General features: G+C 72.1%; 19 protein-coding genes, 4 tRNA genes and 1 riboswitch. Of the genes, 14 read left to right on the top strand and 9 right to left on the bottom strand.

The window, feature by feature from the left end; all coding sequences use genetic code 11:
- Nucleotides 1-3: 3 nt before the first annotated feature.
- The 6 genes from ACQBJO_RS01405 to ACQBJO_RS01430 form a co-directional block, all read right to left on the bottom strand.
- Nucleotides 4-1,845 carry a glycosyltransferase gene (locus ACQBJO_RS01405; RefSeq protein ID WP_255185092.1) on the bottom strand — a complete coding sequence of 614 codons (1,842 nt, stop codon included), beginning with the start codon at nucleotides 1,843-1,845 and terminating at the stop codon, nucleotides 4-6.
- A gap of 78 nt (nucleotides 1,846-1,923) precedes the next feature.
- Nucleotides 1,924-2,000: transfer RNA gene (locus tag ACQBJO_RS01410), tRNA-Phe, on the bottom strand.
- A 26-nt stretch (nucleotides 2,001-2,026) separates the two neighbouring features.
- Nucleotides 2,027-2,100 (bottom strand) — tRNA-Asp (locus ACQBJO_RS01415).
- A gap of 70 nt (nucleotides 2,101-2,170) precedes the next feature.
- A tRNA-Glu gene (locus tag ACQBJO_RS01420) sits at nucleotides 2,171-2,243 on the bottom strand.
- A 97-nt stretch (nucleotides 2,244-2,340) separates the two neighbouring features.
- Nucleotides 2,341-3,390, bottom strand: a complete 1,050-nt coding sequence (locus ACQBJO_RS01425; protein ID WP_421008047.1) for a PHP domain-containing protein — start codon at nucleotides 3,388-3,390, stop codon at nucleotides 2,341-2,343.
- Between the two features lie 4 nt (nucleotides 3,391-3,394).
- Nucleotides 3,395-4,831 (bottom strand): GuaB1 family IMP dehydrogenase-related protein, encoded by a 1,437-nt coding sequence (locus ACQBJO_RS01430; RefSeq protein WP_421008048.1) that lies wholly within the window; start codon nucleotides 4,829-4,831, stop codon nucleotides 3,395-3,397.
- 41 nt (nucleotides 4,832-4,872) lie between these two features.
- On the opposite strand from ACQBJO_RS01430, the gene ACQBJO_RS01435 reads away from it, so the two are divergent.
- Complete coding sequence (locus ACQBJO_RS01435; protein ID WP_421008049.1) at nucleotides 4,873-6,129, top strand: DUF445 domain-containing protein; 1,257 nt, start codon at nucleotides 4,873-4,875, stop codon at nucleotides 6,127-6,129.
- 66 nt (nucleotides 6,130-6,195) lie between these two features.
- Here the strand turns inward: ACQBJO_RS01435 and ACQBJO_RS01440 are convergent, their stop codons facing one another.
- Complete coding sequence (locus tag ACQBJO_RS01440; RefSeq protein WP_255185096.1) at nucleotides 6,196-7,452, bottom strand: NAD(P)/FAD-dependent oxidoreductase; 1,257 nt, start codon at nucleotides 7,450-7,452, stop codon at nucleotides 6,196-6,198.
- Between the two features lie 207 nt (nucleotides 7,453-7,659).
- Between ACQBJO_RS01440 and ACQBJO_RS01445 the strand changes: the two genes are divergently transcribed.
- From ACQBJO_RS01445 to ACQBJO_RS01475, 7 genes are all read left to right on the top strand, one after another.
- On the top strand, nucleotides 7,660-8,868 hold the full coding sequence (locus ACQBJO_RS01445; RefSeq protein WP_421008050.1) for an ABC transporter substrate-binding protein: 1,209 nt from the start codon (nucleotides 7,660-7,662) through the stop codon (nucleotides 8,866-8,868).
- 40 nt (nucleotides 8,869-8,908) lie between these two features.
- Nucleotides 8,909-9,775 (top strand): branched-chain amino acid ABC transporter permease, encoded by an 867-nt coding sequence (locus tag ACQBJO_RS01450; RefSeq protein WP_421008051.1) that lies wholly within the window; start codon nucleotides 8,909-8,911, stop codon nucleotides 9,773-9,775.
- Nucleotides 9,772-10,791 carry a branched-chain amino acid ABC transporter permease gene (locus ACQBJO_RS01455; RefSeq protein WP_421008052.1) on the top strand — a complete coding sequence of 340 codons (1,020 nt, stop codon included), beginning with the start codon at nucleotides 9,772-9,774 and terminating at the stop codon, nucleotides 10,789-10,791. The genes ACQBJO_RS01450 and ACQBJO_RS01455 overlap by 4 nt, the downstream gene beginning before the upstream one ends.
- Nucleotides 10,791-11,570: an ABC transporter ATP-binding protein gene (locus ACQBJO_RS01460; protein ID WP_421008053.1), complete on the top strand. Its 780-nt coding sequence runs from the start codon at nucleotides 10,791-10,793 to the stop codon at nucleotides 11,568-11,570. Before ACQBJO_RS01455 ends, ACQBJO_RS01460 begins: the two co-directional genes overlap by 1 nt.
- Nucleotides 11,567-12,274: an ABC transporter ATP-binding protein gene (locus ACQBJO_RS01465; protein ID WP_421008054.1), complete on the top strand. Its 708-nt coding sequence runs from the start codon at nucleotides 11,567-11,569 to the stop codon at nucleotides 12,272-12,274. The genes ACQBJO_RS01460 and ACQBJO_RS01465 overlap by 4 nt, the downstream gene beginning before the upstream one ends.
- A gap of 55 nt (nucleotides 12,275-12,329) precedes the next feature.
- A tRNA-Lys gene (locus tag ACQBJO_RS01470) sits at nucleotides 12,330-12,403 on the top strand.
- A 75-nt stretch (nucleotides 12,404-12,478) separates the two neighbouring features.
- The gene (locus ACQBJO_RS01475; protein ID WP_421008055.1) at nucleotides 12,479-13,672 is read left to right on the top strand and encodes a MarP family serine protease; all 1,194 of its coding nucleotides are present in this window, start codon (nucleotides 12,479-12,481) and stop codon (nucleotides 13,670-13,672) included.
- A 51-nt stretch (nucleotides 13,673-13,723) separates the two neighbouring features.
- Here ACQBJO_RS01475 and ACQBJO_RS01480 read toward each other — a convergent pair whose 3' ends face one another.
- On the bottom strand, nucleotides 13,724-15,418 hold the full coding sequence (locus tag ACQBJO_RS01480; RefSeq protein ID WP_421008056.1) for a S8 family serine peptidase: 1,695 nt from the start codon (nucleotides 15,416-15,418) through the stop codon (nucleotides 13,724-13,726).
- Between the two features lie 66 nt (nucleotides 15,419-15,484).
- Nucleotides 15,485-16,054: a sugar O-acetyltransferase gene (locus ACQBJO_RS01485; protein WP_255185103.1), complete on the bottom strand. Its 570-nt coding sequence runs from the start codon at nucleotides 16,052-16,054 to the stop codon at nucleotides 15,485-15,487.
- Nucleotides 16,055-16,137: 83 nt separating this feature from the next.
- A riboswitch (cobalamin riboswitch) is annotated at nucleotides 16,138-16,315 on the top strand.
- A 41-nt stretch (nucleotides 16,316-16,356) separates the two neighbouring features.
- Between ACQBJO_RS01485 and ACQBJO_RS01490 the strand changes: the two genes are divergently transcribed.
- The 6 genes from ACQBJO_RS01490 (at nucleotide 16,357) to ACQBJO_RS01515 (ending at nucleotide 21,571) form a co-directional block, all read left to right on the top strand.
- Nucleotides 16,357-17,415 carry a FecCD family ABC transporter permease gene (locus ACQBJO_RS01490; protein WP_421008057.1) on the top strand — a complete coding sequence of 353 codons (1,059 nt, stop codon included), beginning with the start codon at nucleotides 16,357-16,359 and terminating at the stop codon, nucleotides 17,413-17,415.
- Entirely contained in the window at nucleotides 17,412-18,212 is an 801-nt protein-coding gene (locus ACQBJO_RS01495) for an ABC transporter ATP-binding protein (RefSeq protein WP_421008058.1), read from the top strand. Before ACQBJO_RS01490 ends, ACQBJO_RS01495 begins: the two co-directional genes overlap by 4 nt.
- On the top strand, nucleotides 18,209-19,252 hold the full coding sequence (locus ACQBJO_RS01500; protein ID WP_421008059.1) for an ABC transporter substrate-binding protein: 1,044 nt from the start codon (nucleotides 18,209-18,211) through the stop codon (nucleotides 19,250-19,252). Before ACQBJO_RS01495 ends, ACQBJO_RS01500 begins: the two co-directional genes overlap by 4 nt.
- Nucleotides 19,253-19,323: 71 nt before the next feature.
- On the top strand, nucleotides 19,324-20,046 hold the full coding sequence (locus ACQBJO_RS01505; RefSeq protein ID WP_421008060.1) for an enoyl-CoA hydratase/isomerase family protein: 723 nt from the start codon (nucleotides 19,324-19,326) through the stop codon (nucleotides 20,044-20,046).
- A 2-nt stretch (nucleotides 20,047-20,048) separates the two neighbouring features.
- On the top strand, nucleotides 20,049-20,651 hold the full coding sequence (locus ACQBJO_RS01510) for a hypothetical protein (RefSeq protein WP_421008061.1): 603 nt from the start codon (nucleotides 20,049-20,051) through the stop codon (nucleotides 20,649-20,651).
- 290 nt (nucleotides 20,652-20,941) lie between these two features.
- On the top strand, nucleotides 20,942-21,571 hold the full coding sequence (locus ACQBJO_RS01515) for a DUF47 domain-containing protein (RefSeq protein ID WP_421008062.1): 630 nt from the start codon (nucleotides 20,942-20,944) through the stop codon (nucleotides 21,569-21,571).
- Nucleotide 21,572: the final 1 nt, after the last annotated feature.

The raw sequence follows: 21,572 nt of genomic DNA on the forward strand, positions 1-21,572 counted from the left end.
GGGTCAGAGGCTCACGTGGGTCGTGGGGTCACCGTAGAAGAGCAGTCGGCCGGTGGCGGTGAGGAAGGTCGAGTCGGTGACCGTCCAGGTGTGGGCGTGCCGGTCGTCGCCGCGGACCGACACGTAGTTGTAGCGGTCGCCGGAGTAGACGCGCACGCCCTGCTCCATCGAGCGGTCGAGGATGTCGGAGTCGACGGCGCGCGGGATGTCGCTGAAGCGCACGTCGCGGGCCACGTCGCCGGCGAAGAGCATCGAGCCGCCCTGGATGCGCCGCTCGTAGCGGTGCTCGGAGTCGGGGTAGCGCAGGACGACCGCGCCCGTGGAGCGCAGCCACACGTAGTGCGCCCACTTCCCGACGATGCCGGCGTCGGTGTAGGAGAAGGCGGCGAGCAGGTCCGACAGGTAGCGCGGGCCGTAGAAGTTGTCGTCGTCCATCTTGGCGATGTACTGCCCGCCGGAGGCGTCGACGCCGAGGTTCATGCACGCACCGAGGGTGAGCGAGGCGTCGGCGTGGACGATCTGCAGCTCCTGCACCCCGGCGGCGGTGGCGCGGCGGCGCAGCTCGTCGTCGTCGGTCTCGAGGCCGTGCAGGACGAGCACGAGCTCGACAGCGGGGTGGTCCTGCCGGCCGAGGTTGGCGAAGACGTTGTCGAGCTCGTGGGTGCGGTTGGTCGGCACGACGGCCGAGATCGTCGCGGGGGTGAGGGCGGGCACGTCCCGACCGGCGGCCGCGGCGATCGCGCGGGCCCGGTGGGCGCCGGTGTGGCCGGCGAGGACGGCGCGCTGCAGGCGCAGCCCCTCGCGGGCGACGAGCTCCTCCTGGTTGACCCGGGCCACGAGCTCGCTGCGCAGCGACTTGCCGTCCTCGACGCGGGGCACGAGGGCCTCGATCTCGGCGGGCAGGTCGGCGTGCTCGGTGGTGCCGACGACGGGCGTCTGCGCCATCGCCGCGTCGAGCGTCGTCCAGGCCGCGGCGGGCGAGGTCGCCGAGAGGTCGAGCAGGACCCGGGCGTCACCGACGGCGACGTCGTCACCGGTCCGGTCGGTGAGCGCCGGGGGGAGGGTGACGAGCGAGGACTTGCCGGGGCGGCGGACGAGGCGGGTGTCCCCCTTCGCCATCGGCTTGAGCGCATCGGCCACGAGACGAAGGGAGGAGTCGTCACCGAGGCGGGAGAGGCCGTCGACGACGGCGAGGACGCCGGAGCGGCGGGTGGTTGTCGCGTCCTCGCGCGCCGGGCCGAGGGCGCGGGGCTGGGCGGCCGGGGCCCAGTCGTGGACCTCGCGGCCGGTGGCGGCCAGGGCCTCGCGGGCGGTGGCCGAGGAGCTGCCGACGGTGTCGACCTGCTCGGCCCACGCGCCGGGGAGGGTGTCGTCGGTGACCCACAGGGCGGTCGGGACGCCGGCCTCGCGCGCGGCGGTGAGCACCTCGGTCAGCGCGCTGCCGTCGCCCCAGCCGGGGACGGTGCCGTCGACGCCCTCGAGGAGGACGAGGTCGGCGCCCTCGAGGGCCGGCTGCCAGCTGCGGCGGTCGAGCTGACGCTGCTGCCACTCCGGCGCGAGCAGGGCGCTCAGGCGCGGCCCGGCGGCGACGGCGACGGTGAGGTCGAGGGCGGGGACCGGGGAGTGGACGGCCGTGACGGTCCGCTCGGGCGCCAGCGGCTCGGCGGGAGCGGGCGCCGTGGCGGTCGGGGCGGCCGGCTCGGGAGTCGGCTCGGAGGTCGGCTCCTGGGGCGCGTCGGCGGGCTCGGCCGGGGCAGCCGGGGCGGGCTGCAGCTCGGTCACCGCGGCGCGGGCTGCCCGTCGCAGCCGGTGGGTGAAGGCAGGGGTCTTCGACGGTCGGCTCACGAGCGGTCAGTCTTCCATGTCGGTACCGGGAACGCCGAAGGGCGCCACCGTGTCGGTGGCGCCCTTCGGACGAGGCTCTGGTGGCCAGGGGCGGGGTCGAACCGCCGACCTTCCGATTTTCAGTCGGACGCTCGTACCAACTGAGCTACCTGGCCGAGCCGGTCCGAACCGGACCAGCGAGCGACCCTGACGGGACTCGAACCCGCGACCTCCGCCGTGACAGGGCGGCGCGCTAACCAACTGCGCTACAGGGCCTTGGTGTGCAAGGCACGTGCACGATACATCTGTGCGTGACTCCGCAAAACCCTAGGGTCTTGCGAGGTTGTATCCCCAACGGGATTCGAACCCGTGCTACCGCCGTGAAAGGGCGGGGTCCTAGGCCGCTAGACGATGGGGACCCGTCTCCGAAGACCCCTCGCTACGCAGCAGGCAGCACCCGAATCCGTCGAGGACTCGGAAAGCATACGCAGACACATCCCGGATCGCCAAAACGAGTCAGGCGGGGGCCGCCCAGGCCCGCACCCGCTCCGCGTCCCACGTCGTGATGATGCGGTCCAGCGGGACCCCGAGACGCTCCGCGCGCTCGGCGCCGTAGGCCTTCATCTCCAGCTGTCCAGGGGCGTGCGCGTCGGAGTCGACGGCGAAGAGGCAGCCGATCTCGAGGGCGAGCTCGACGAGCTCGTCCGGGGGGTCGCAGCGCTCGGGGCGGGAGTTGATCTCCACGGCGACGTCGTGCTCGGCGCAGGCCTCGAAGACGGCGCGGGCGTCGAAGTCGCTCTGCGGCCGCGTGCCGCGCGATCCGGTGACGAGCCGACCGGTGCAGTGGCCGAGCACGTTGACCCGGGGGTTGCTCACGGCCGCGACCATGCGCCGGGTCATCGAGCCCTTGGCCATCTTGAGCTTCGAGTGGACGGAGGCGGTGACGAGGTCGAGCCGGCCGAGCATCTCGGGTGTCTGGTCGAGCTCGCCGTCGTCGAGGATGTCGACCTCGATGCCCGACATGACGGTGAAGGCGTCGCCGAGGGAGTCGTCGATCGCCGCGAGCAGCTGCAGCTGCTGGCCGAGGCGCTGCGGTGACAGGCCGCCCGCGATCCGCAGCCGCGGGGAGTGGTCGGTGAGCACCATCCACTCCTGACCCAGCTCGACGGCGGTGAGCACCATCTCGTCGATCGGGCTGCCGCCGTCGGACCAGTCGGAGTGCAGGTGGCAGTCGCCGATGATCGCGGCGGCGTAGTCCTCGCCGCCCTCGACGAGCGGGCCGCCGTGCTCCTCCTGCTGGCGAACGAGGTAGTCGGGCAGCTCGCCGCGCACGGCCTGCTCGATGACGCCCGCGGTCGAGCTGCCGATGCCCTTGAGCTCGGTGATGGTGCCGTCCTCGACCCGCTGGCGGACCTCCCCTTCGTCGAGCTCGCGCAGGACCGCCACGGCCCCGCGGAAGGCCTCGACCCGCCGGCTGTGCTGCCGGGAGCGCTCGAGGAGGAAGCCGACGCGGCGCAGCGCCTCGACGGGGTCGACGGGCGCCTGCAGCGGCTCGAGGGATCTCACGACATCACCAGGAGGTGTGCAGCGGTCGACCCTCGGCGAAGCCCGCCGTCGACTGGAGGCCGACGAGCGCGCGCTCGCGGAACTCCTCGAGCGAGGTGGCGCCCGCATAGGTGCACGAGCTGCGCACGCCGCCGATGATCTCGTCGATGACGTCCTCGACGCCGGGGCCGGCCGGGTCGATGTACATCCGCGAGTTGGAGATGCCCTCCTCGAAGAGGCCCTTGCGGGCACGGTCGAAGGGGGAGTCGCTCGCCGTGCGGTTCTGCACCGCCCGCGCGGAGGCCATGCCGAAGGACTCCTTGTAGCTGCGCCCGTCGGGGTCGGTGACGAGGTCTCCGGGGGACTCGAGGGTCCCGGCGAACCACGAGCCGATCATGACGTTGCTCGCTCCGGCGGCCAGCGCGAGGGCGACGTCGCGCGGGTGGCGGACCCCGCCGTCGGCCCACACGTGCTTGCCGAGCTCACGGGCGGCGGCCGCGCACTCGAGCACCGCGGAGAACTGCGGGCGGCCCACGGCGGTCATCATCCGGGTCGTGCACATCGCGCCCGGGCCGACGCCGACCTTGACGATGTCGGCGCCCGCCTCGATGAGCTCGCGGGTCCCGTCGGCCGAGACGATGTTGCCCGCGACGACCGGGACCTGCGGGTCGAGGGCGCGGACGGCGGCCAGGGCGTCGAGCATCTTGGCCTGGTGCCCGTGGGCGGTGTCGACGACGAGGGCGTCGGCGCCGGCGTCGAGCAGGGCAGCGGCCTTGCCGCCGACGTCGCCGTTGATGCCGACCGCTGCGGCGATCCGCAGCCGGCCCTGTGCGTCGACGGCGGGGGAGTACATGCTCGCGCGCACGGCGCCCTTGCGCGTCTGGATGCCGACGAGGCGGCCGTCGGCGTCGACGACCGGGGCCACGCGGCGACGGGACCGGTGCAGCTGCTCGTAGGCGGCGCGCGGGTCGGCGTCGGCCGGCAGGGTCATCGGGTCGGGCGACATGACGTCGCGGACCTGGGTGAAGCGGTCGACCCGGTCGAGGTCGCGCTCGGTGACGACGCCGACGGGGCGGCCGTCCTCGACGACGATGCCGGCGCCGTGGGCCCGCTTGCTGATGAGGGCCAGCGCCTCCCCGGCGGTCGCGCTCGGCTCGAGCGTGATCGGGGTGTCGTGGACGAGGTCGCGGCTCTTGACGAAGGAGATGACGTCGGCGACGACGTCGACGGGGATGTCCTGGGGGATGACCGTCAGGCCGCCGCGGCGGGCGGTCGTCTCGGCCATGCGGCGGCCGGCGATGGCGGTCATGTTGGCGACGACGAGCGGGATCGTCGTCCCGGTCCCGTCGGTGGTCGTCAGGTCGACCTCGTGGCGGCTGGCGATCTCGCTGCGCCGCGGCACCATGAAGACGTCGTCGTAGGTCAGGTCGAACTGGGGCGTCAAGCCGTTGAGGAACTCCACGGGAGTCCAGTGTAAGGCGCTCGATGGGACATCATCGGGGCGTGAGCTTCCTCCAGGAGTCCCCGGCCGACGAGCGGCGCCGAGCGGGTCTGCGCCGCATGCGCACCGTCGCCACCGGCCTGCTCGTCCTCGCCGCCGTCGTCTTCGTCGCCACCCTGCGCCTCGACCACGACGGGGTGTGGGGCTTCGTCAACACGGCCGCCGAGGCGGCCATGGTCGGTGCACTCGCCGACTGGTTCGCCGTGACGGCGCTCTTCCGCCACCCGCTCGGGGTGCCGGTGCCGCACACCGCGCTCGTCAAGAAGCGCAAGGACGAGCTGGGGCGCAGCCTGCAGGAGTTCGTGACCGAGAACTTCCTCACCGAGGAGATCGCCCGCGACCGGCTCGCCGCCGCGCACGTCGCCGAGCGCGTGGGCACCTGGCTCGGCGAGTCGGCGCACCGCGAGCGGGTGCTCACCGAGGTCACCCGCGGCGGCGCCCGGGCCCTCGAGCGGGTCGCCGACGACGACGTCCACGACTTCCTCGAGCAGCTGCTCCTGCCGCGGCTGGCCCAGGAGCCGATCAGCCCGATCCTCGGCTCCCTCCTCGAGGGGGTCGTCGAGGGCGGCAACCACACCGGCCTCGTCGACCTCGGCCTCGACGAGGTGCGGCGCTGGCTCGACGACAACCCCGACCTCTTCAAGCAGGTCGTCGGCGACCGCGCCCCGTGGTGGACCCCCGAGTGGGTCGACGACAAGGTCATCGACTGGACCTATCGCCAGGCGCTCGGGTGGCTCGCCGAGATGCGCGCCGACGTGCGTCACCCGGCGCGCACCGCCCTCGACGACCTGCTCCGGCGTCTCGCGGCCGACCTGCAGCACGACCCCGACGTCATGGCGAGCGCCGAGTCGCTCAAGGAGCGCCTGCTCGCGCACCCGCAGGTGCCGACGAGCGCGGTCGCGGTGTGGCAGTCGCTGCGCGCCTCGCTCCTGGGCGCGATGGCCGACCGGGACTCCTACTTCTGGGCACGCGGCGACGAGCTGCTCACGCACCTCGGTGACCACCTCGCGCACGACACGGCGTGGCAGGAGCGTCTGGAGCAGCACCTGGGCGAGATCGTCGCCTTCTTCGTCAACACCTACGGCGACGAGCTCGCCGAGGTCATCTCGGTGACCGTCGAGCGGTGGGACGCCGACGAGGCGAGCGAGCGGATCGAGCTCTTCGTCGGGCGCGACCTGCAGTTCATCCGCATCAACGGCACCGTCGTCGGCGCGCTCGCCGGCCTGGCGATCCACACGGTCGCGGTCCTCATCGCCTGACCTCCCCGCAGCCGAGTTGATGTGTCTCGGTGCGCTGGGGCTCACCCTCATACATCGACCCGTCGCTCAGCGCAGCGGGTCGAAGGGGGTCAGCTCCGCCGCCGGGCGACCGGTGACCATCGCCTCCGCGAGCAGGCGTCCCGTGGCCGGGCCGAGGGTGATGCCCCACATGCCGTGGCCGCCGGCGACGCTCACCCGCGGCGAGCTCGTCACGCCGATGAGCGGCAGCCCGTCGGAGGTGCACGGGCGCGAGCCGACCCACTCGTCCTGCCGGTCGTCGAGGTCGACGCCGGTGAGGTAGGGGCGGGCCGCGTCGACGATCGCGGTGATCCGCCGGGGGTCGAGGGCGGCCTCGGGCTTGCGGAACTCCATCATCCCGGCGACCCGGAGCCGGTCGCCGAGGGGCGTGCAGGCCACGCGCTGCGCGGGCAGGTAGACCGGGCCCTGCGGGGTGTGGTCGATCGGCACGCTGAAGCTGTAGCCGCGGCCCGCCTGGACGTGCATCTTCACGCCGAAGGGGCGGGCCAGGTGGTCCAGCCAGGTGCCCGTGGCGACGACGACCCGGTCGAAGCGCTCGTCGCCGCCACCACGGACGGCGAGACGCACCCCCTTCGTCTCGTCGGTGATGCCGGTGACCTCGCTGCCCTCGCGGATCTTGCCGCCGCGCGCCCGGACCGAGTCGGCGAGCGCTGCGACGTACTCGCCGGGGTTGAGGTAGCGCTGGCCGAGCAGCCGGATGCCGGCCCCGATCCGGTCGGAGAAGGTCGGCTCGGCGGCCCGGACCTCGTCGCCGCTCAGCTCCTCGAAGCCGACGTCCTGCCCGGAGGCGGCGATGTGCTCCAGCTCGGTGAGCAGGAACTCGGTCTGCTCCTTGGTCTCGTAGCCGGCGATGAACGAACGGGCCTCTCGCGCAGGGGCGCTCACGCCGCCGGCGGCGAGGTCGTCGAAGGCGCTGATCGCGTGACCGTTGATCGGCACGAGGGCGCGCATCGACAGGCTCCAGCGGCGCATCGTGCTGTTGCGGGTGAAGGCCGCGAGGAAGCGCAGCAGCCGCGGGTCGGCCGTCACCGGCACGTAGACCGGGGATGCGGGGGAGATGACCGCCTTGATCCCGTAGGAGAGGACGGCCGGGTCGGGCAGCGGCGTCGAGATGCCGGGGGTGATCCAGCCGGCATTGCCCCACGAGGAGCCGGCGGCGACGCCGTCACGGTCGAGCACCTCGACCTCGACGCCGTGCTCCTGCAGGAACCATGCGGTGGACAGTCCGACCATGCCGGCGCCGATGACGGCGACCTTCTTCGGCGCGGGATCCAGGGTGCTCATCGCGTCCTCTCGTGCTCGGCCTGCAGGGTCTCCGCAGGCATCAGGCCACTGTGCCCCAGATCACGTGCGCGGGCAAAGTCCCCCGAGATGCCGGGCCTCCCGACGTCGCCCGGCCACTCGTTGACAGGTCCGCAACCCTCGCCTAGTGTGCGGGGCCAGAGTTGAATCTGAACCCAGATTCACAAGTTCTCAACGAGGAGAAGCTCGATGGCCGCTGCATTGTCGACGCGTACGACCCGCCTGTTCGCCGTGACCGCCAGTGGGGTGCTCGTCGCAGCCCTCGCCGCATGCGGAGGCTCCGGGAGCGGGGGCTCCGGAGACGGGGACACGATCACCATCGGCTACTCGGCCGGGATCAGCGGAGGCGCCGCGGAGTACGGCCTCAACGTCCAGAACGGCCTGCAGATGGCCATCGACCAGCTCAACGACGAGGGCGTCGAGGTCGACGGCAAGAAGTACACGGTCAAGCTCGAGAGCCTCGACGACCAGTACCAGCCCGGCACCACGGGGACGAATGCCCAGCGCCTCGTCCAGAAGGACGGCGCGGTCGTCGTCTTCGTCCCGCACGCCGGCGGGATCAAGGCGGCCCAGGAGCTCAACTCCGGCCGCAGCGAGTTCCTCATCGGCGCCTACAGCTCCGACCCGGCGATCGTCGAGAGCGACAACCCGCTCACCGTGATGATCCCGCCGTCCTTCACCAGCTACATCCAGCCCTTCATCGAGCACGTCGACACCAAGGGCAAGGGCAAGCTCGGCCTCCTCGCGACCTCCAGCGAGTTCGGCCAGGAGTGGACCACGCACATGACGAAGGCGTGGAAGGACGCCGGCGGCACCGTGCAGGCCAACAACAACATCAACTACGGCACGGTCTCCGACTTCGCCGGCCCGGTCGCCAAGACCCTCTCCGGCAAGCCGGACGTCATCATGGTCGGCGGGCCCTCCCAGCCGACCGCCCTGATCATCGAAGAGGCCCGCAAGCAGGGCTTCGACGGCTCCTTCATGATCCTCGACCAGGCGAAGTACGAGGAGATGGAGGAGTTCACCGACCCCGACAACCTCGACAACTCCGTCGGCATCGCGCCGCTCACCGAGTTCGACGGGACCGAGAAGTTCATCGCCGACTACCAGAAGAAGTTCGACTCGAAGAAGCCGGTCAACGCCGACATCGCCCTCAACTACCAGGCGTTGCCGATCTTCATCAAGGCCATGGAGCTGTCGGGGAGCGTCGACGACCCCAAGGCGATCCGCGAGGCGATGGCCGAGGCCGTCGAGGAGGTCGACCCCAAGTACCAGGTCGCCTTCGCGCCCAACCGGATCACCGACTCCGGGCACCTCGTCGCCGACGACCTCAAGGCCGCCCAGCGCACCGAGGACGGGACGTACGAGTCCTTCGAGATCGAGCAGCCGAAGGAATGAGGTCGGGACCGCAGGCACCGCGCCGGCACAGGGGTCTGACATGACGCTCTTCCTGCAGCAGCTGATCAACGGTCTCGCTCTCGGTGGCATCTACTGCCTCGCCGCCGTCGGCCTGACCCTCGTCTTCGGGGTCCTGGGCTTCCCCAACCTCGCCCACGGCGCCATCTACATGCTCGGCGGCTACGTGACCTACTCGATGATGGTCGACGTCGGTCTGCCCTATGTCGCGGCGATCGTGTGCGCGGCGCTCGTCCTGGCCGTCATCGGGGTCATCTTCGAGCGGCTCGTCTTCCACCCGCTGCGCACGGCCCCGCACACGCACCACATGATCGCCACGGTCGGGGTGATGTTCTTCGTCATCTCCGTCGTGCAGGAGGTGTGGGGCACCGGATTCCTGCGGATGGAGTCGCCCTTCAGCGGTCGGGTGGGGCTCCTCGGGGCGGAGATCTCGGCCCAGCGGGTGCTGATCATCGTCACGGCCGTCGTCGTGCTCCTGGCCCTGACGTGGTTCCTCAAGCGCTCGGTCCACGGCCAGGCGATCGAGGCCGTCGAGCAGGACCGCACCGGTGCCGCGCTCGTCGGCATCAACCCCGGCGTGGTCTCGATGGTCACCTTCGCGGTGTCCTTCGCCCTCGTCGCCATCTCGGCCGGCCTGGTCGCCCCGATCCAGCTGCTCTCGCCGGGGATGGGGGAGTCGCTCAACCTCATCGTCTTCGCGATCATCATCCTCGGCGGCCTCGGCTCCCTGCCCGGCGCGATCCTCGGCGGCTTCCTCATCGCCCTCGCCGAGGTCATGGCCTCGACCTACATCTCGGTCGGCGCGGGTGAGGCGGCGATCTTCGTCGTCCTCATGGGCGTGCTGGCTCTCAAGCCGACAGGACTCTTCGGGACGGTGGCCCAGCGATGACGACCTCCTTCAACCTGCGACTCCTCGGCGTCGGGATCGTCGCCCTCGCACTGGTGGTGACCCCCTTCGTCCTGAGCGAACAGCCCTATCTGGTGCGCATCGTCACCACGGCCCTCATCTACGCCATCGCGGCCTACGGGATGAACATCATCCTCGGGCTCACCGGCCAGCTGTCGCTGGCCCACGGCGCCTTCTTCGGGATCGGGGCCTATGTCGTCGGCCTGCTGACGACGGACCGCGACTGGAGCTTCTGGGCCAGCTTCGCCCTCGCGATCCTCGTGACCACGGCCCTCGGCTACGTCTCCGGGCTCATCGCGTTGCGGACCCAGGGGTCCTACTTCGCGATCTTCACGATGGCGCTCGGCTTCCTCGTCTTCATCGTCATCACGCGCTGGGAGAGCGTGACCCACGCGCACTCCGGGGTGAGCGGCGTGAAGTTCCCCGAGAACATCGGGCCGATCGACTTCACCCAGGAGACGACGATGTACTTCTTCGTCCTCGTCGTGCTCGCGCTCGCGATCTACACCACCCACGCCCTGCTCACCTCGCCCGCGGGACGCTCGCTCGTCGCGATCCGCACCTCCGAGGACCTCGCGAAGTCCATCGGTGTCAACGTCGCGGTGAGCAAGCAGCTCGCCTTCACGGCCTCGGCCGGCATCGCCGGGCTGGCGGGCGGGCTCTTCGCCTCCTTCACCGGATTCATCGGGCCGGACTCCGCGGCGATCGACCTGACCTTCCAGTTCCTGCTCTTCCTGCTCATCGGCGGGATGGGGACGGTCATGGGGCCGCTCGTCGGCAGCCTGCTCGTCGCCTTCCTCTTCGAGATGCTGCAGGACCTGGAGTCCTACCGCTTCATCGTCCTCGGGCCGATCATCGTGCTCCTCGTGATCTTCGCGCCCAAGGGGATCGTCGGCTACCTCAACGCGCTGCTCTCCCGGCGCCGCTCCCGCCCACCGACGGACCCGACCGCCACCGACGCGGCCGACCACCGTGACGTCGTCGAGGAGGTGCACTGATGCTGCTGCAGGTGCGTGATCTCAGCAAGCGCTTCGGCGGTCTCGACGCCGTCAAGGACGTCAGCTTCGACGTGCCCGAGGGGCAGGTCACCGCGATCATCGGCCCCAACGGCGCCGGCAAGTCGACCCTCTTCAACCTCCTCGCGGGCTTCTACCGCCCGACGTCGGGGTCGGTGACCTTCGACGGCACGGACATCACCGGGATGAAGCCGCACCAGACCGTGCGCCAGGGCATCGCTCGGACCTTCCAGACGACGCACCTCTTCGACGGGGCGAGCGTGCTCGACAACGTCCTGGCCGCCTGCGTCGTGCGGACCCGCTCGACCGCCCTCGACGCCGTGCTGCGCACCCCGCGACACCGCCGCGACGAGCGCAAGAGCCTGGAGAAGGCGATGCGGGTGCTCGACTTCGTCGGCGCCGCGCACCTGCGCGACGAGATCGCGACGACCCTCCCGCAGGAGACCCAGAAGCGGGTCTCGCTCGCGCTCGCGCTGGCCACCGAACCCCGGCTGCTCCTGCTCGACGAACCGGCCGCGGGCACGACCGACGAGGAGACGGAGGGCTTCGGCGAGCTCATCCGGCGGGTCGTCGCCGACGGGACGACGGTGTGCCTCGTCGAGCACAAGATGTCGATGATCATGAACCTCGCCGACCAGATCGTCGTCCTCGACCACGGGCAGCGGATCGCGCTCGGGACGCCCGAGCAGATCCGGACCGACCCGCTCGTCATCGAGGCCTATCTCGGCGCGGGCGCAGACCAGCAGGGAGCGACGCCATGATGACCATCTCCGGCCTGGGGGCCGGTTACGACGCGGTCGACGTCCTCCACTCGGTCGACATCACGGCCGCCGCCGGCGAGCTCACCGTGATCCTCGGGGCCAACGGGTCGGGCAAGTCGACGCTCTTCCGCGCCGTGAGCGGCGTGATCCGCGCCCGGTCCGGCACGGTGGAGTTCGACGGCGCCGACGTGACGCGGGCGAGCACCGCGTCCATCGTGCGTCGCGGGCTGGCCCACTGCCCGGAGGGGCGCCACCTCTTCCCCCGGATGTCGGTCGAGAAGAACCTCGTCCTCGGTGCCTACGTCGGTCGGCGCGACAAGGCTCGCACGCGCGAGCTCCTCGACCGGACCTTCCAGCTCTTCCCGATCCTCAAGGACAAGGCCGGGCAGAGTGCGGGGTCGCTGTCCGGTGGCCAGCAGCAGATGGTCGCCATCGGGCGCGCGCTCATGTCCGACCCCAAGATGCTCATCCTCGACGAGCCGTCGATGGGTCTGGCCCCGCTGGTGACCCAGCAGGTCTTCGACGCCATCGTCGACATCAACCGGGAGGGGATCGGCGTCGTGCTGGCGGAGCAGAATGCCCGCTCCGCGCTGCGGATCGCGTCCTTCGGCTACGTGCTCGCGGAGGGGCGGGTGGTCCTCTCCGGCCCGGCCGCGCAGCTGGCCGACGACCCGGCGGTGCAGAGCGCCTACCTCGGCGTCTGACGGGGCGAAGGGGGTCGACCGACCGTCGTCGTCGGCCAACTACGCTGTGCCTGCCGGGCCTCTAGCTCAACCGGTCAGAGCTGCGGACTTTTAATCCGTAGGTTGTGGGTTCGAGTCCCACGGGGCCCACTCGCCAGCACACCAGGAGCGCCCCATGACCGCACCCGTCGCCCTCGTCTCCCGGGCCATGGGGCTGCCCCGCTCATGACCGATGCCCTCCTGCTCGACGTGCTCCTCGTGCTCGCGCTCGTCCTCTACGCCGCCGGGATGTGGCGCGCCGGGATCGTCGCCGGGGCGCTGGCCATTGCCGGCCTGCTCGGTGGCGGGCTGCTCGCCCTCTGGGGGCTGCCGCTCGTGCTCGACCGCTGGCAGCCTGCGGCGGGCGACCCGACGGTCCGGGTGCTCGTCGTCATCATCGGCTCCTTCATCAGTGCGGTGGTCGGCCAGCAGCTCGGGACCGCCCTCGGGGCCCGCTGGCGCTCTCGCCTGAGCAGCCGCCCGGCACGCCTCGTCGACTCGCTCCTGGGTGCGGTGGGCGCCGTCGTCGTCGGTGCCGGGCTCGTCTGGCTCGGCGCCGGGGCGGTCGTCGGCAGCCTCCAGTCCACCCCGCGGGCGGTCGCCGACTCACGGGTCCTGCAGGGCATCGACGGGGTGATGCCGGCCAGCGCCGAGCAGGTCATCAGCGGTGCCTACCGCTCGCTCGACAGCGGCTTCCCCCGGGTCTTCGCCGGCGTGCAGCCCGAGCGCATCCGCCCGGTCGAGGCCCCCGAGCCGGGCACGACCCGGGGCCGCGGCATCGCGGCCGCCGGGCAGTCGGTCGTCAAGGTCATGGGCGGGGCCTGCGGCGGCACCCAGACCGGCAGCGGCTGGGTCGTCGCCGACCAGCGGATCGTCACCAACGCGCACGTCGTCGCCGGGGTCGACCACCCCGTCGTCCAGGTGGGCGGCACCGGCCGCACCCACGCCGCCACGACCGTCGCCTTCGACCCGCTGCGCGACGTCGCGGTCCTCGCCGTGCCCGACCTCACCGCGCCCGCCCTGCCCACCGGCGACCGGCAGGCCCACGGTGACGACGTCGTCGTCGCGGGATTTCCCCTCGGCGGGCCCTACGACCTCGAGGCCGGCCGGGTTCGCGACGTCCTGCAGGCCCGCGGCGCAGGCATCGACGGCACGCTCGGTGTCACCCGCGACATCTACTCGATCAACGCGCGGGTCCAGCAGGGCAACTCGGGCGGCCCGCTCCTCTCGCCGACGGGCCAGGTCGTGGGCACCGTCTTCGCGAAGTCGCCCTCCGACGAGACCACCGGCTACGTCCTCACCCTCGAGGAGACCCGCCCGGTCGTCGAGGACGGCCTGCGGGCGAGCGCCGAGGTCGGGACGGGTGAGTGCGTGCGCTGAGGCAGCGCTTCGAGACGGTCGCTGCGCGACCTCCTCAGCGACCGGGAGGGGTCAGCGCACCGCGCGGTCGGCGTTGACGACGCCCTCGCCGAAGATGCCGTTGTCCGCCGTCGTGCCGACGCAGCGGACGCTCCCTTCGTCATCGGGGCAGGGGATCTCGGTGGCGCTCTCGCCGAGCTGCCGCGCCACGTCGTCGGGCGCCATCCGGTCGCCGTGGGCGCTGATGATCAGCGCGGCGACCCCGGCGGCGTGGGGCGAGGCCATCGAGGTGCCCTGGTTCCACACGTAGAGCCCGCACTCCCCGTCCGGGTCGGGGTCGTTGCCAGCGATCGACTCGGGACAGCTGCGCACGACCATCTCGGTGCCGGTCTCGGTGACCCGGCCCTCGTCGTCGACGAAGCCCTCGGCCGTGACGACCGAGCGCGACGCGGCGGAGAGGATGCCGCCGCGACCCGAGCTCTCCTCGCCGCCGGGTGCGGCGACGTCGACGAGACCGTCGTCGGGGTGCGAGGTCCAGTTGCTGAAGGTCGAGCGCACATTGCCCTCGTCGACGGAGGCGACGGCGATGACGTGCTCGCCGGACAGCGGCAGGCGCTCGCAGGTCTTCGGGTCGACGCGGCGGGTGCGGGTGTCGCCGCCGTAGTTGGGGCTCGAGGTGTCGCGGCTCGGGGCGCCCATGTCCGCGCCGTCGTTGCCCGCGGAGGTCACGAGCGTCACTCCCTGCTCGTGCGCACGGTCGAGCGAGCGGTGCACGAGCTCGAGCATGACGTCCTGGAAGGCCACCTGCTCCGGGGTGTCGCCCGGCGCGCCGCCCTCGCAGGCGTAGAGCCACGGGTCGACGTAGAAGCTCATGTTGACGACGTCGAGCCGCTGGTCGGCGGCATGGGTCAGCGCGTTGACCACCGGCCCGAGGAAGAAGAGCCCGCCGTCCTGCCCGGCCCGCAGGTCGACGAGGGTCACGTCGGGGGCGACGCCGGTGACACCGAGGTCGTTGGCCGCGGCGGCGATCGTGCCGGCGACGTGCGTGCCGTGCCCGCCGTCGTCCTCGCCGACCGGGTCGACGCAGCTCTCGTGCTCGCACTCGCCGTCGATGTCGGCGATGTCGCTGACGACGAAGTTCTGGGACAGCCCGGCGTCGAGCCGCGGCGCGAGGTCGGGGTGGGTCTTGTCGATGCCGGTGTCGATGACGCCGACGCGCACCTCGGGGCGACCCGTCGTCACCTCGTGCGCGCCCCGGGCGTTGACCGCCTCCATGCCCCAGAGCCAGCCGTCGAAGGGGTCACCGCCCTCCGGTGCCTGAGGGGGCGAAGGGAGGTCCGCTGCGGGAGTCGTGTCGCCGGGGTCGGGCTCGGCCGGGGGCTCCGGCGACCAGGAGGCGGCGCGGTCGGTGACGGCATCGGTGACGCCGTCGACCCCCTTCGCCCGCTCGGCCACGTCGGTGTCGTCGGTCCGCAGGGTCACCATGCCCACGGCGGTGTTGACCGAGGTGAGGGGCAGGCCGTCGGCCTCGAGCTCGTCGGCGACGCGCTGGGTCTCGCCCGGGTCGTCGACGAGGACGACCCAGTCGCGCCCCGTGCGCGGCGGGTCGAAGGTCTCGATGCTCGACCTCGCGGGCTTCGACGTCGGCGCCTGAGAGGTCGACGACGACGTGCTCGTGCTGGCCCCGTCGTCCCCCTCGAGGAGCGAGCACCCGCTCGCGACGAGCGTCAGCGCGACGAGCGCACCCCAGGTCCTGCGTCCGCGCATGGTGTCCCCTCTGTCCGTGCGGTGTGCCCCGAGTCGGTGTGTCCTGAGTCTAGGAGGCGAAGGGGGTCACAGCTCGCGGACCACCCGGGCCGGGTTGCCGACGGCCACGACCCCCGCGGGGATGTCGCGGGTGACGACCGCGCCCGCCCCGATGACCGAGTCGTCGCCGATCGTCACGCCCGGGCAGACGATGACGCCGCCGCCGAGCCAGACGTTGTCGCCGATGGTGATGGGCTCGCCCGCCTCGACCTTGTCCCGTCGTGGGCCGGGCTCGAGCGGGTGGGTGGCGGTGAGCAGCTGCACCTGCGGTCCGATCTGGCAGTCCTCGCCGATGCGGATCGGCGTGACGTCGAGCGCGGTGAGCCCGTAGTTGACGAAGGTGCGCGCCCCGATGCTCAGGTGGGCGCCGTAGTCGAGGTAGAGGGGCGGGCGGATCTCGACGTCCTCGCCGAGCTCGCCGACGAGCTCGGCGAGCAGGGCCCGTGGGTCCTCGCCGTCGGCGTCGAGGGTGGCCCGGTGGTAGCGGTCCTGCAGGTCGCGGGCCCGAGCGCTCGCCGCCGCGAGCTCCGGGTCGCTCGCGTCGTAGGGGTCTCCGGCGAGCATCCGCTCGCGCTGGGTCCTCGTGTCCTCGCTCATGCCACGACCATAGGGAGATGCGGTGGTGGTGGGGGCCGGGTGTGCCGGAGGGAGGGCGAAGGGGGTCGCGGCCGCCGGTGTCGTAGGCTCGGTGGCGAGTCAGACGCACACCAGTGCAGAGGGAACCCGGTGCGAGTCCGGGACTGTCGCGCAGCGGTGAGGGTGACTGGCGGGGTACGACGCCACTGGGCAACCAGCCCGGGAAGGCACCCCGTCGGGACGACCCCGAGTCCGAAGACCTGCTGACTCGCCTCATCCGACCGGGCCTCGCGATCAGGCCCCCGATGCACCTGGAGACCTCGGTGTCCCACGACCGTCCCGGTGGACGACGCGTCCCCACCGTCCCGCTGCTCGTCACGCTCGTCGTGGCGACGGTGGTGAGCGCGGTCGTCTCGCTCGCCTTCGGTTCGGAGCCGCTCAGCGTCTCGGGCGTCGTCGACGTGCTGCGCGCACGCCTCGCCGGCGGCCGGGGGAGCGACCCGACCTACGACACCATCGTGTGGGAGCTGCGCGCGCCGCGGGTCGTCATGGCCGTCGTCGTCGGGGCGGGGCTGTCGATCGCCGGGGCGTGCATGCAGACACTCGTGCGCAACCCGCTCGCCGACCCCTATCTGCTCGGGGTCTCGTCGGGCGCCGGGGTCGGCGCCACCCTCGTCATCGTGCTCGGGGTCCTCAGCGGCCTGGGCGTGTGGGCGCTGTCGGCGGGAGCCCTCGGTGGTGCCCTGCTCGCGACGGCGCTCGTCTTCGGGATCTCGATGGCGCAGGGCGGGATCACCCCCCTTCGCCTCGTGCTGACGGGCGTCGTGATGTCCGCCGCCTTCTCGTCCATCTCGAGCTTCCTCGTCTTCTTCAGCGCCGACCCGCGGGCGACCCAGTCGGTGCTCTTCTGGCTTCTCGGCAGCCTGTCGGGCTCGGTGTGGGAGCAGATCCTGCCGTCGGTGCTCGTCGTCGTACTGGCCACCGTCCTGCTCGTCGCGCTGCACTCCTGGCTCGACGCGCTCGCCGCCGGCGCCGAGGTGGCGTCGGCGCTCGGTGTGCCGGTGCGGGGGCTGCGGATCGCCCTCTTCGTCCTCGTGTCGGTCCTCGTCGGCGTGCTCGTCGCGGTCTCCGGAGGCATCGGCTTCGTCGGCCTCGTCGTCCCGCACCTCGCCCGGATCCTCGTCGGCGCCCGCCACCGCGTCGTCCTGCCCGTCGCCGCGGTCGGGGGAGCGCTCTTCATGCTGTGGGTCGACGTCGCGGCCCGCACCATCGTGGCCCCGCAGGAGATCCCGCTGAGCGTCGTCACGGGTCTCGTGGGGGCGCCGGTCTTCCTCCTGCTGCTCGGCAGGCGGCACTACACCTATGCAGGAGGCGGCGAATGAGTCACCTGAGCTGCCACGGCCTCGCCGCCGCGATCGGCGGGCACACCATCGTCTCGGGCGTGGACCTCGACGTGCCGCACGGGTCGATGCTCGCGGTCGTCGGGCGCAACGGCAGCGGCAAGTCGACGCTGCTGCGGGCCCTCACCGGCCTGCGGCCGCCCGCGGCCGGGACCGTGCTCGTCGACGGCACCGACCTCGCGAGCCTCACCCCGCGCCAGCGGGCGACCCGCCTGGCCCACGTCGGGCAGGAGGACGGCCCGCCGGAGGACCTGCTCGTCGGCGAGATGGTCGCCATGGGTCGGATCCCGCACCGGCCGCCGTGGGCCTTCGACGCGAAGGGGGAGCGTTCCCTCGTCCTCGCGGCGCTCGAGCACGTCGACCTCGTCGACAAGGTCGACCACCCGTGCCAGCACCTGTCCGGCGGAGAGCGGCGGCGGGCCATGCTCGCGCGCGGCATCGCCCAGGGCGCCGGCCTGCTCGTCCTCGACGAGCCGACCAACCACCTCGACGTGCACCACCAGATCCAGCTCCTCGAGACGGTCCGGGCCCTCGGCTGCACCGTCGTCGCCGCCGTGCACGACCTGCAGCTCGCGGCCGCCCACTTCGACGCCGTGGCCGTCCTCCACGACGGCCGGCTGCACGGCGTCGGGCACCCCGCCGACGTGCTCACCCCCGAGGTCCTGCGCGAGGTCTTCGACGTCGAGGCACGGCACCTCACCGACCCGGCCACCGGCCGGGTCCACCTCGTCGTGGGCGCAGGAGCGCCCGCACCCGCCCACCGGAAGGCCCACGCATGACCTCCCTTCGCCCTGCCCGGGCCACCGCCGCGGTCCTCGCGGTCGGACTGCTCGCCGCCTGCGGTGGTGGGAGCAGCGCGGACGCACCCTCTGCCGGGGGCCAGGTGACGATCACCAACTGCGGCCAGGAGGCGACCTTCCCCTCGCCGGCGGAGCGGATGTACGTCGGTGGCGACGGCAACCTGCTCGCGATGGTGCTGGCCCTGGGTGCCGAGGACCAGGTGGCCGGCGTGAGCGGTCTGAGCGACACCCGGCAGGCCCTGTCCACCGCCTACGGCGCCGACGTCGTCGACGCCCTCCCGGTGGCGACGAAGGACTACCCGACGATGGAAAACGTCATCGCGCAGCGACCGGACGTCATGCTCGCCGGCTGGAACTACGGCTACACCGAGGAGAAGAAGCTCACCCCGGACCTCCTCGAGGACCGGGGCATCTCGGGCTACGTGCTCTCCGAGAGCTGCCGCCAGGCCGACGGCAAGCGCGGGACGATGCCGCCGTGGAAGGCCATGGCGGCCGACATCGACAACCTCGGTCGGATCACCGGTCACGAGGACCGGGCCACCGAGGTCAACGACGACATCGCCCGGCGGCGCGCCGCGCTCGAGGAGGCACCCCAGGCGACGAAGCCCCCGACGGTCTTCGTCTTCGACTCCGGCACGAAGCAGATCTTCACCTCCGGTTCCTTCGGCGCGCCGCAGGCGATCATCGAGGCGGCGGGGGCGAAGAACGCGACCGCCGACGTCAAGGACACGTGGACCGAGGTCTCGTGGGAGCAGCTCGTCTCCTCGGAACCCGACTTCTTCGCCTTCGTCGACTACGAGGGGCAGAGCTTCGAGGACAAGGTCAAGGTCCTCGAGAGCAACCCCGCGACGAAGAACCTGCCGGCCGTCAAGGAGAAGCGCTTCCTCAACCTGCCGATCCCGGCGTGGACGAGCAGCCCGCTCAACATCAACTCGGCCGAGCAGCTGCGCGTGGCCCTCGAGGAGCACGACCTCGTGCCCGCCAGCGACATCGAGCCCGAGCACGACCTCGAGCCGTGACGGCCGGGGCCGCCGGGGCCGCCGGGCCGGGTGGGTGGGCCTGCGCCGCCCCGGTGGCTAGGGTGCGTGGTGTGGGAGTCACGTACGAAGCATCCGACCGCCTTGCCCGCATCGTCCTCGACCGGCCCGAAGCCGGTAACGCGCTCGACCTCGAGATGGCCCGCGCCCTGCGCGAGGCGGTCGAGCGGGCGCTCGGGGACCCCTATGTCGACATCCTGACGCTGACGGCCAACGGCGCGGACTTCTGCGTCGGGTCCGACACCTCCGCGGCGGAGCAGGCCGAGGACCCGACGACCGCGGTCTTCGAGCTCGCGGCCGCCCTCGAGGAGCTCTTCTCGCTGCTCAACAACTCGAGCAAGCTCGTGCTCGTCGGCGTCCAGGGGCTGGCCGCCGGCTCCGGCCTGGGCCTCGTGCTCGCGGGCGACCTCGCCTTCTGCGCCGGCGACACGACCTTCCGCGTGCCGCCCAAGGGCGGCACCGGCGCGCCCGACCCCGGCCTCGCGTGGCTCCTGCCGCGGGCCATCGGCCAGCAGCGTGCCCTCTCCTTCGGCCTCGGTGGCCGCACCCTCGACGCGGCGACCGCCGACGACTGGGGCATCGCCGAGCTCGCCCCTGACGGCGATGTCGCGGTCGCGCTCCAGGACGCGGCGTCCAACCTCGGTGGCAAGCACCTGTGGGCCAACTCCGAGATGCGTCGCCTGCTCCACGCATCGTGGGAGACCTCGCGCACCGAGCTCTCGCAGTCGGAGGCCGTGACCCTCGTGCGCGCCCTGCTCAACCGCAACCGGTCATGAGCATGAGCGAGCCGGGCCGCCCCCGCCGGCCGCTGCACTTCGGTCCCGACGCCATGGAGGCGCACGGCGGGACCCTGCCCGACCCCGCCGAGACCGCTGCGGCCGCCCACGCCGCGGCGCAGACCGTCGTCGAGGCGGGCCGGGGGTCGGCCTCGCCGGAGACGACCGCCAGGCTCGTGCGGCTCGTCGAGGACCTCGGCATCGACACCCTCGCCCAGCTGTGGGCAGATCGGCCCGCGCGCAGCCTCCCCGGCGCGCTGTGGCGGGTCTACGTCCTGCGCGCCTGGATCCAGCGCTCGCCGGAGGTCGCCGCCCGCGAGTACGGCGCGGGCATGGCCGTCGCGCACGTCAACCACGCGATCGCCGGCGTCGTCGACCCGCCGGGCGCCGACGAGGTGCGCGACCTGTCCGACCGGATCCTCGGGGGAGTCTTCGACGGGGACCTCGCGGTCGCCCTCGAGCGGGCAGCCGCCTTCTGCCGGGTCGTGGCGACCGGGCGCGCCCATCTCGACGACGGCGACGTCGAGGCCGCCGCGGCCATGGTCGGCACCGCCGAAGACCTCGAGGCCAGTGCCCGGCTCTGGCGGGCCGGCGCGTTGGACTGACCCGGTCGGGGCCTCCGTCAGGCCCCGTCGGCCGCGCTGCAACACGGTCGCGAGCCCCCCCGCGGGAATGCGGTGACCTTCGTCGCGGTTACGCTGGGTCGGTGCGCCGGGTCGCGGTAGCCCCGGGTCCCAAAATTCGCCGCCACGAGCGGCCGTGCGCCGTGAGGCGCTCCCGACCCGGCGCATCCCCACCGGATGGTGGTGAACTCCCGATGACACACAGGCGGCCGGACGGTTCTAGGCTGTGCACGACAACCGCAGGTTCCCCCCCTGATCCGGAGACCCACCCCGTGGCCTTCTTCCGACCGTCGTCCGCTCGCGACGACGCCTTCTTCCAGCTCCTCGCCGCCAGCGCTCGCCATGCCGTGACCGCAGCCGAGCTGCTCACCCAGCTCCTCGCAGCGCCTCCCGAGGAGCGCGCTGGCCTCCTGCCCCGCCTCAAGGAGGTCGAGCACGAGGCCGACGAGGCGACCCACGCGATCATCCACAAGGTCAACTCCAGCTTCGTCACCCCCTTCGACCACGGCGACATCCTCGAGCTCGCCGGTGCGCTCGACGACTGCACCGACATCCTCGAGTCCGTGGGCCAGCACATCGTGCTCTACCGCATGGACGGCCTGATGGAGGGCATCGCCCGCCAGATGGTCGTCATCGTGCGGATGGCCGAGCTGACCGCCGACGCGATGCCGCGCCTGGCGAGCATGAAGGCCATGCCTGAGTACTGGGTGGAGATCAACCGCCTGGAGAACGAGGGCGACCAGATCTACCGCGCGCTGCTCGGTGACCTCTTCGACGGTCGCGTGAGCGACCCGATCGAGCTCATCAAGCACAAGGACGTCATCGAGCGCCTCGAGCACGCCGCCGACGCCTTCGAGCAGGTGGCGCACCGCGTCGAGAGCATCGCCATCAAGGAGTCCTGAC

Origin of the sequence: Janibacter zhangyanbonis, assembly GCF_050507325.1 — a bacterium.
Lineage (GTDB): Bacteria > Actinomycetota > Actinomycetes > Actinomycetales > Dermatophilaceae > Janibacter.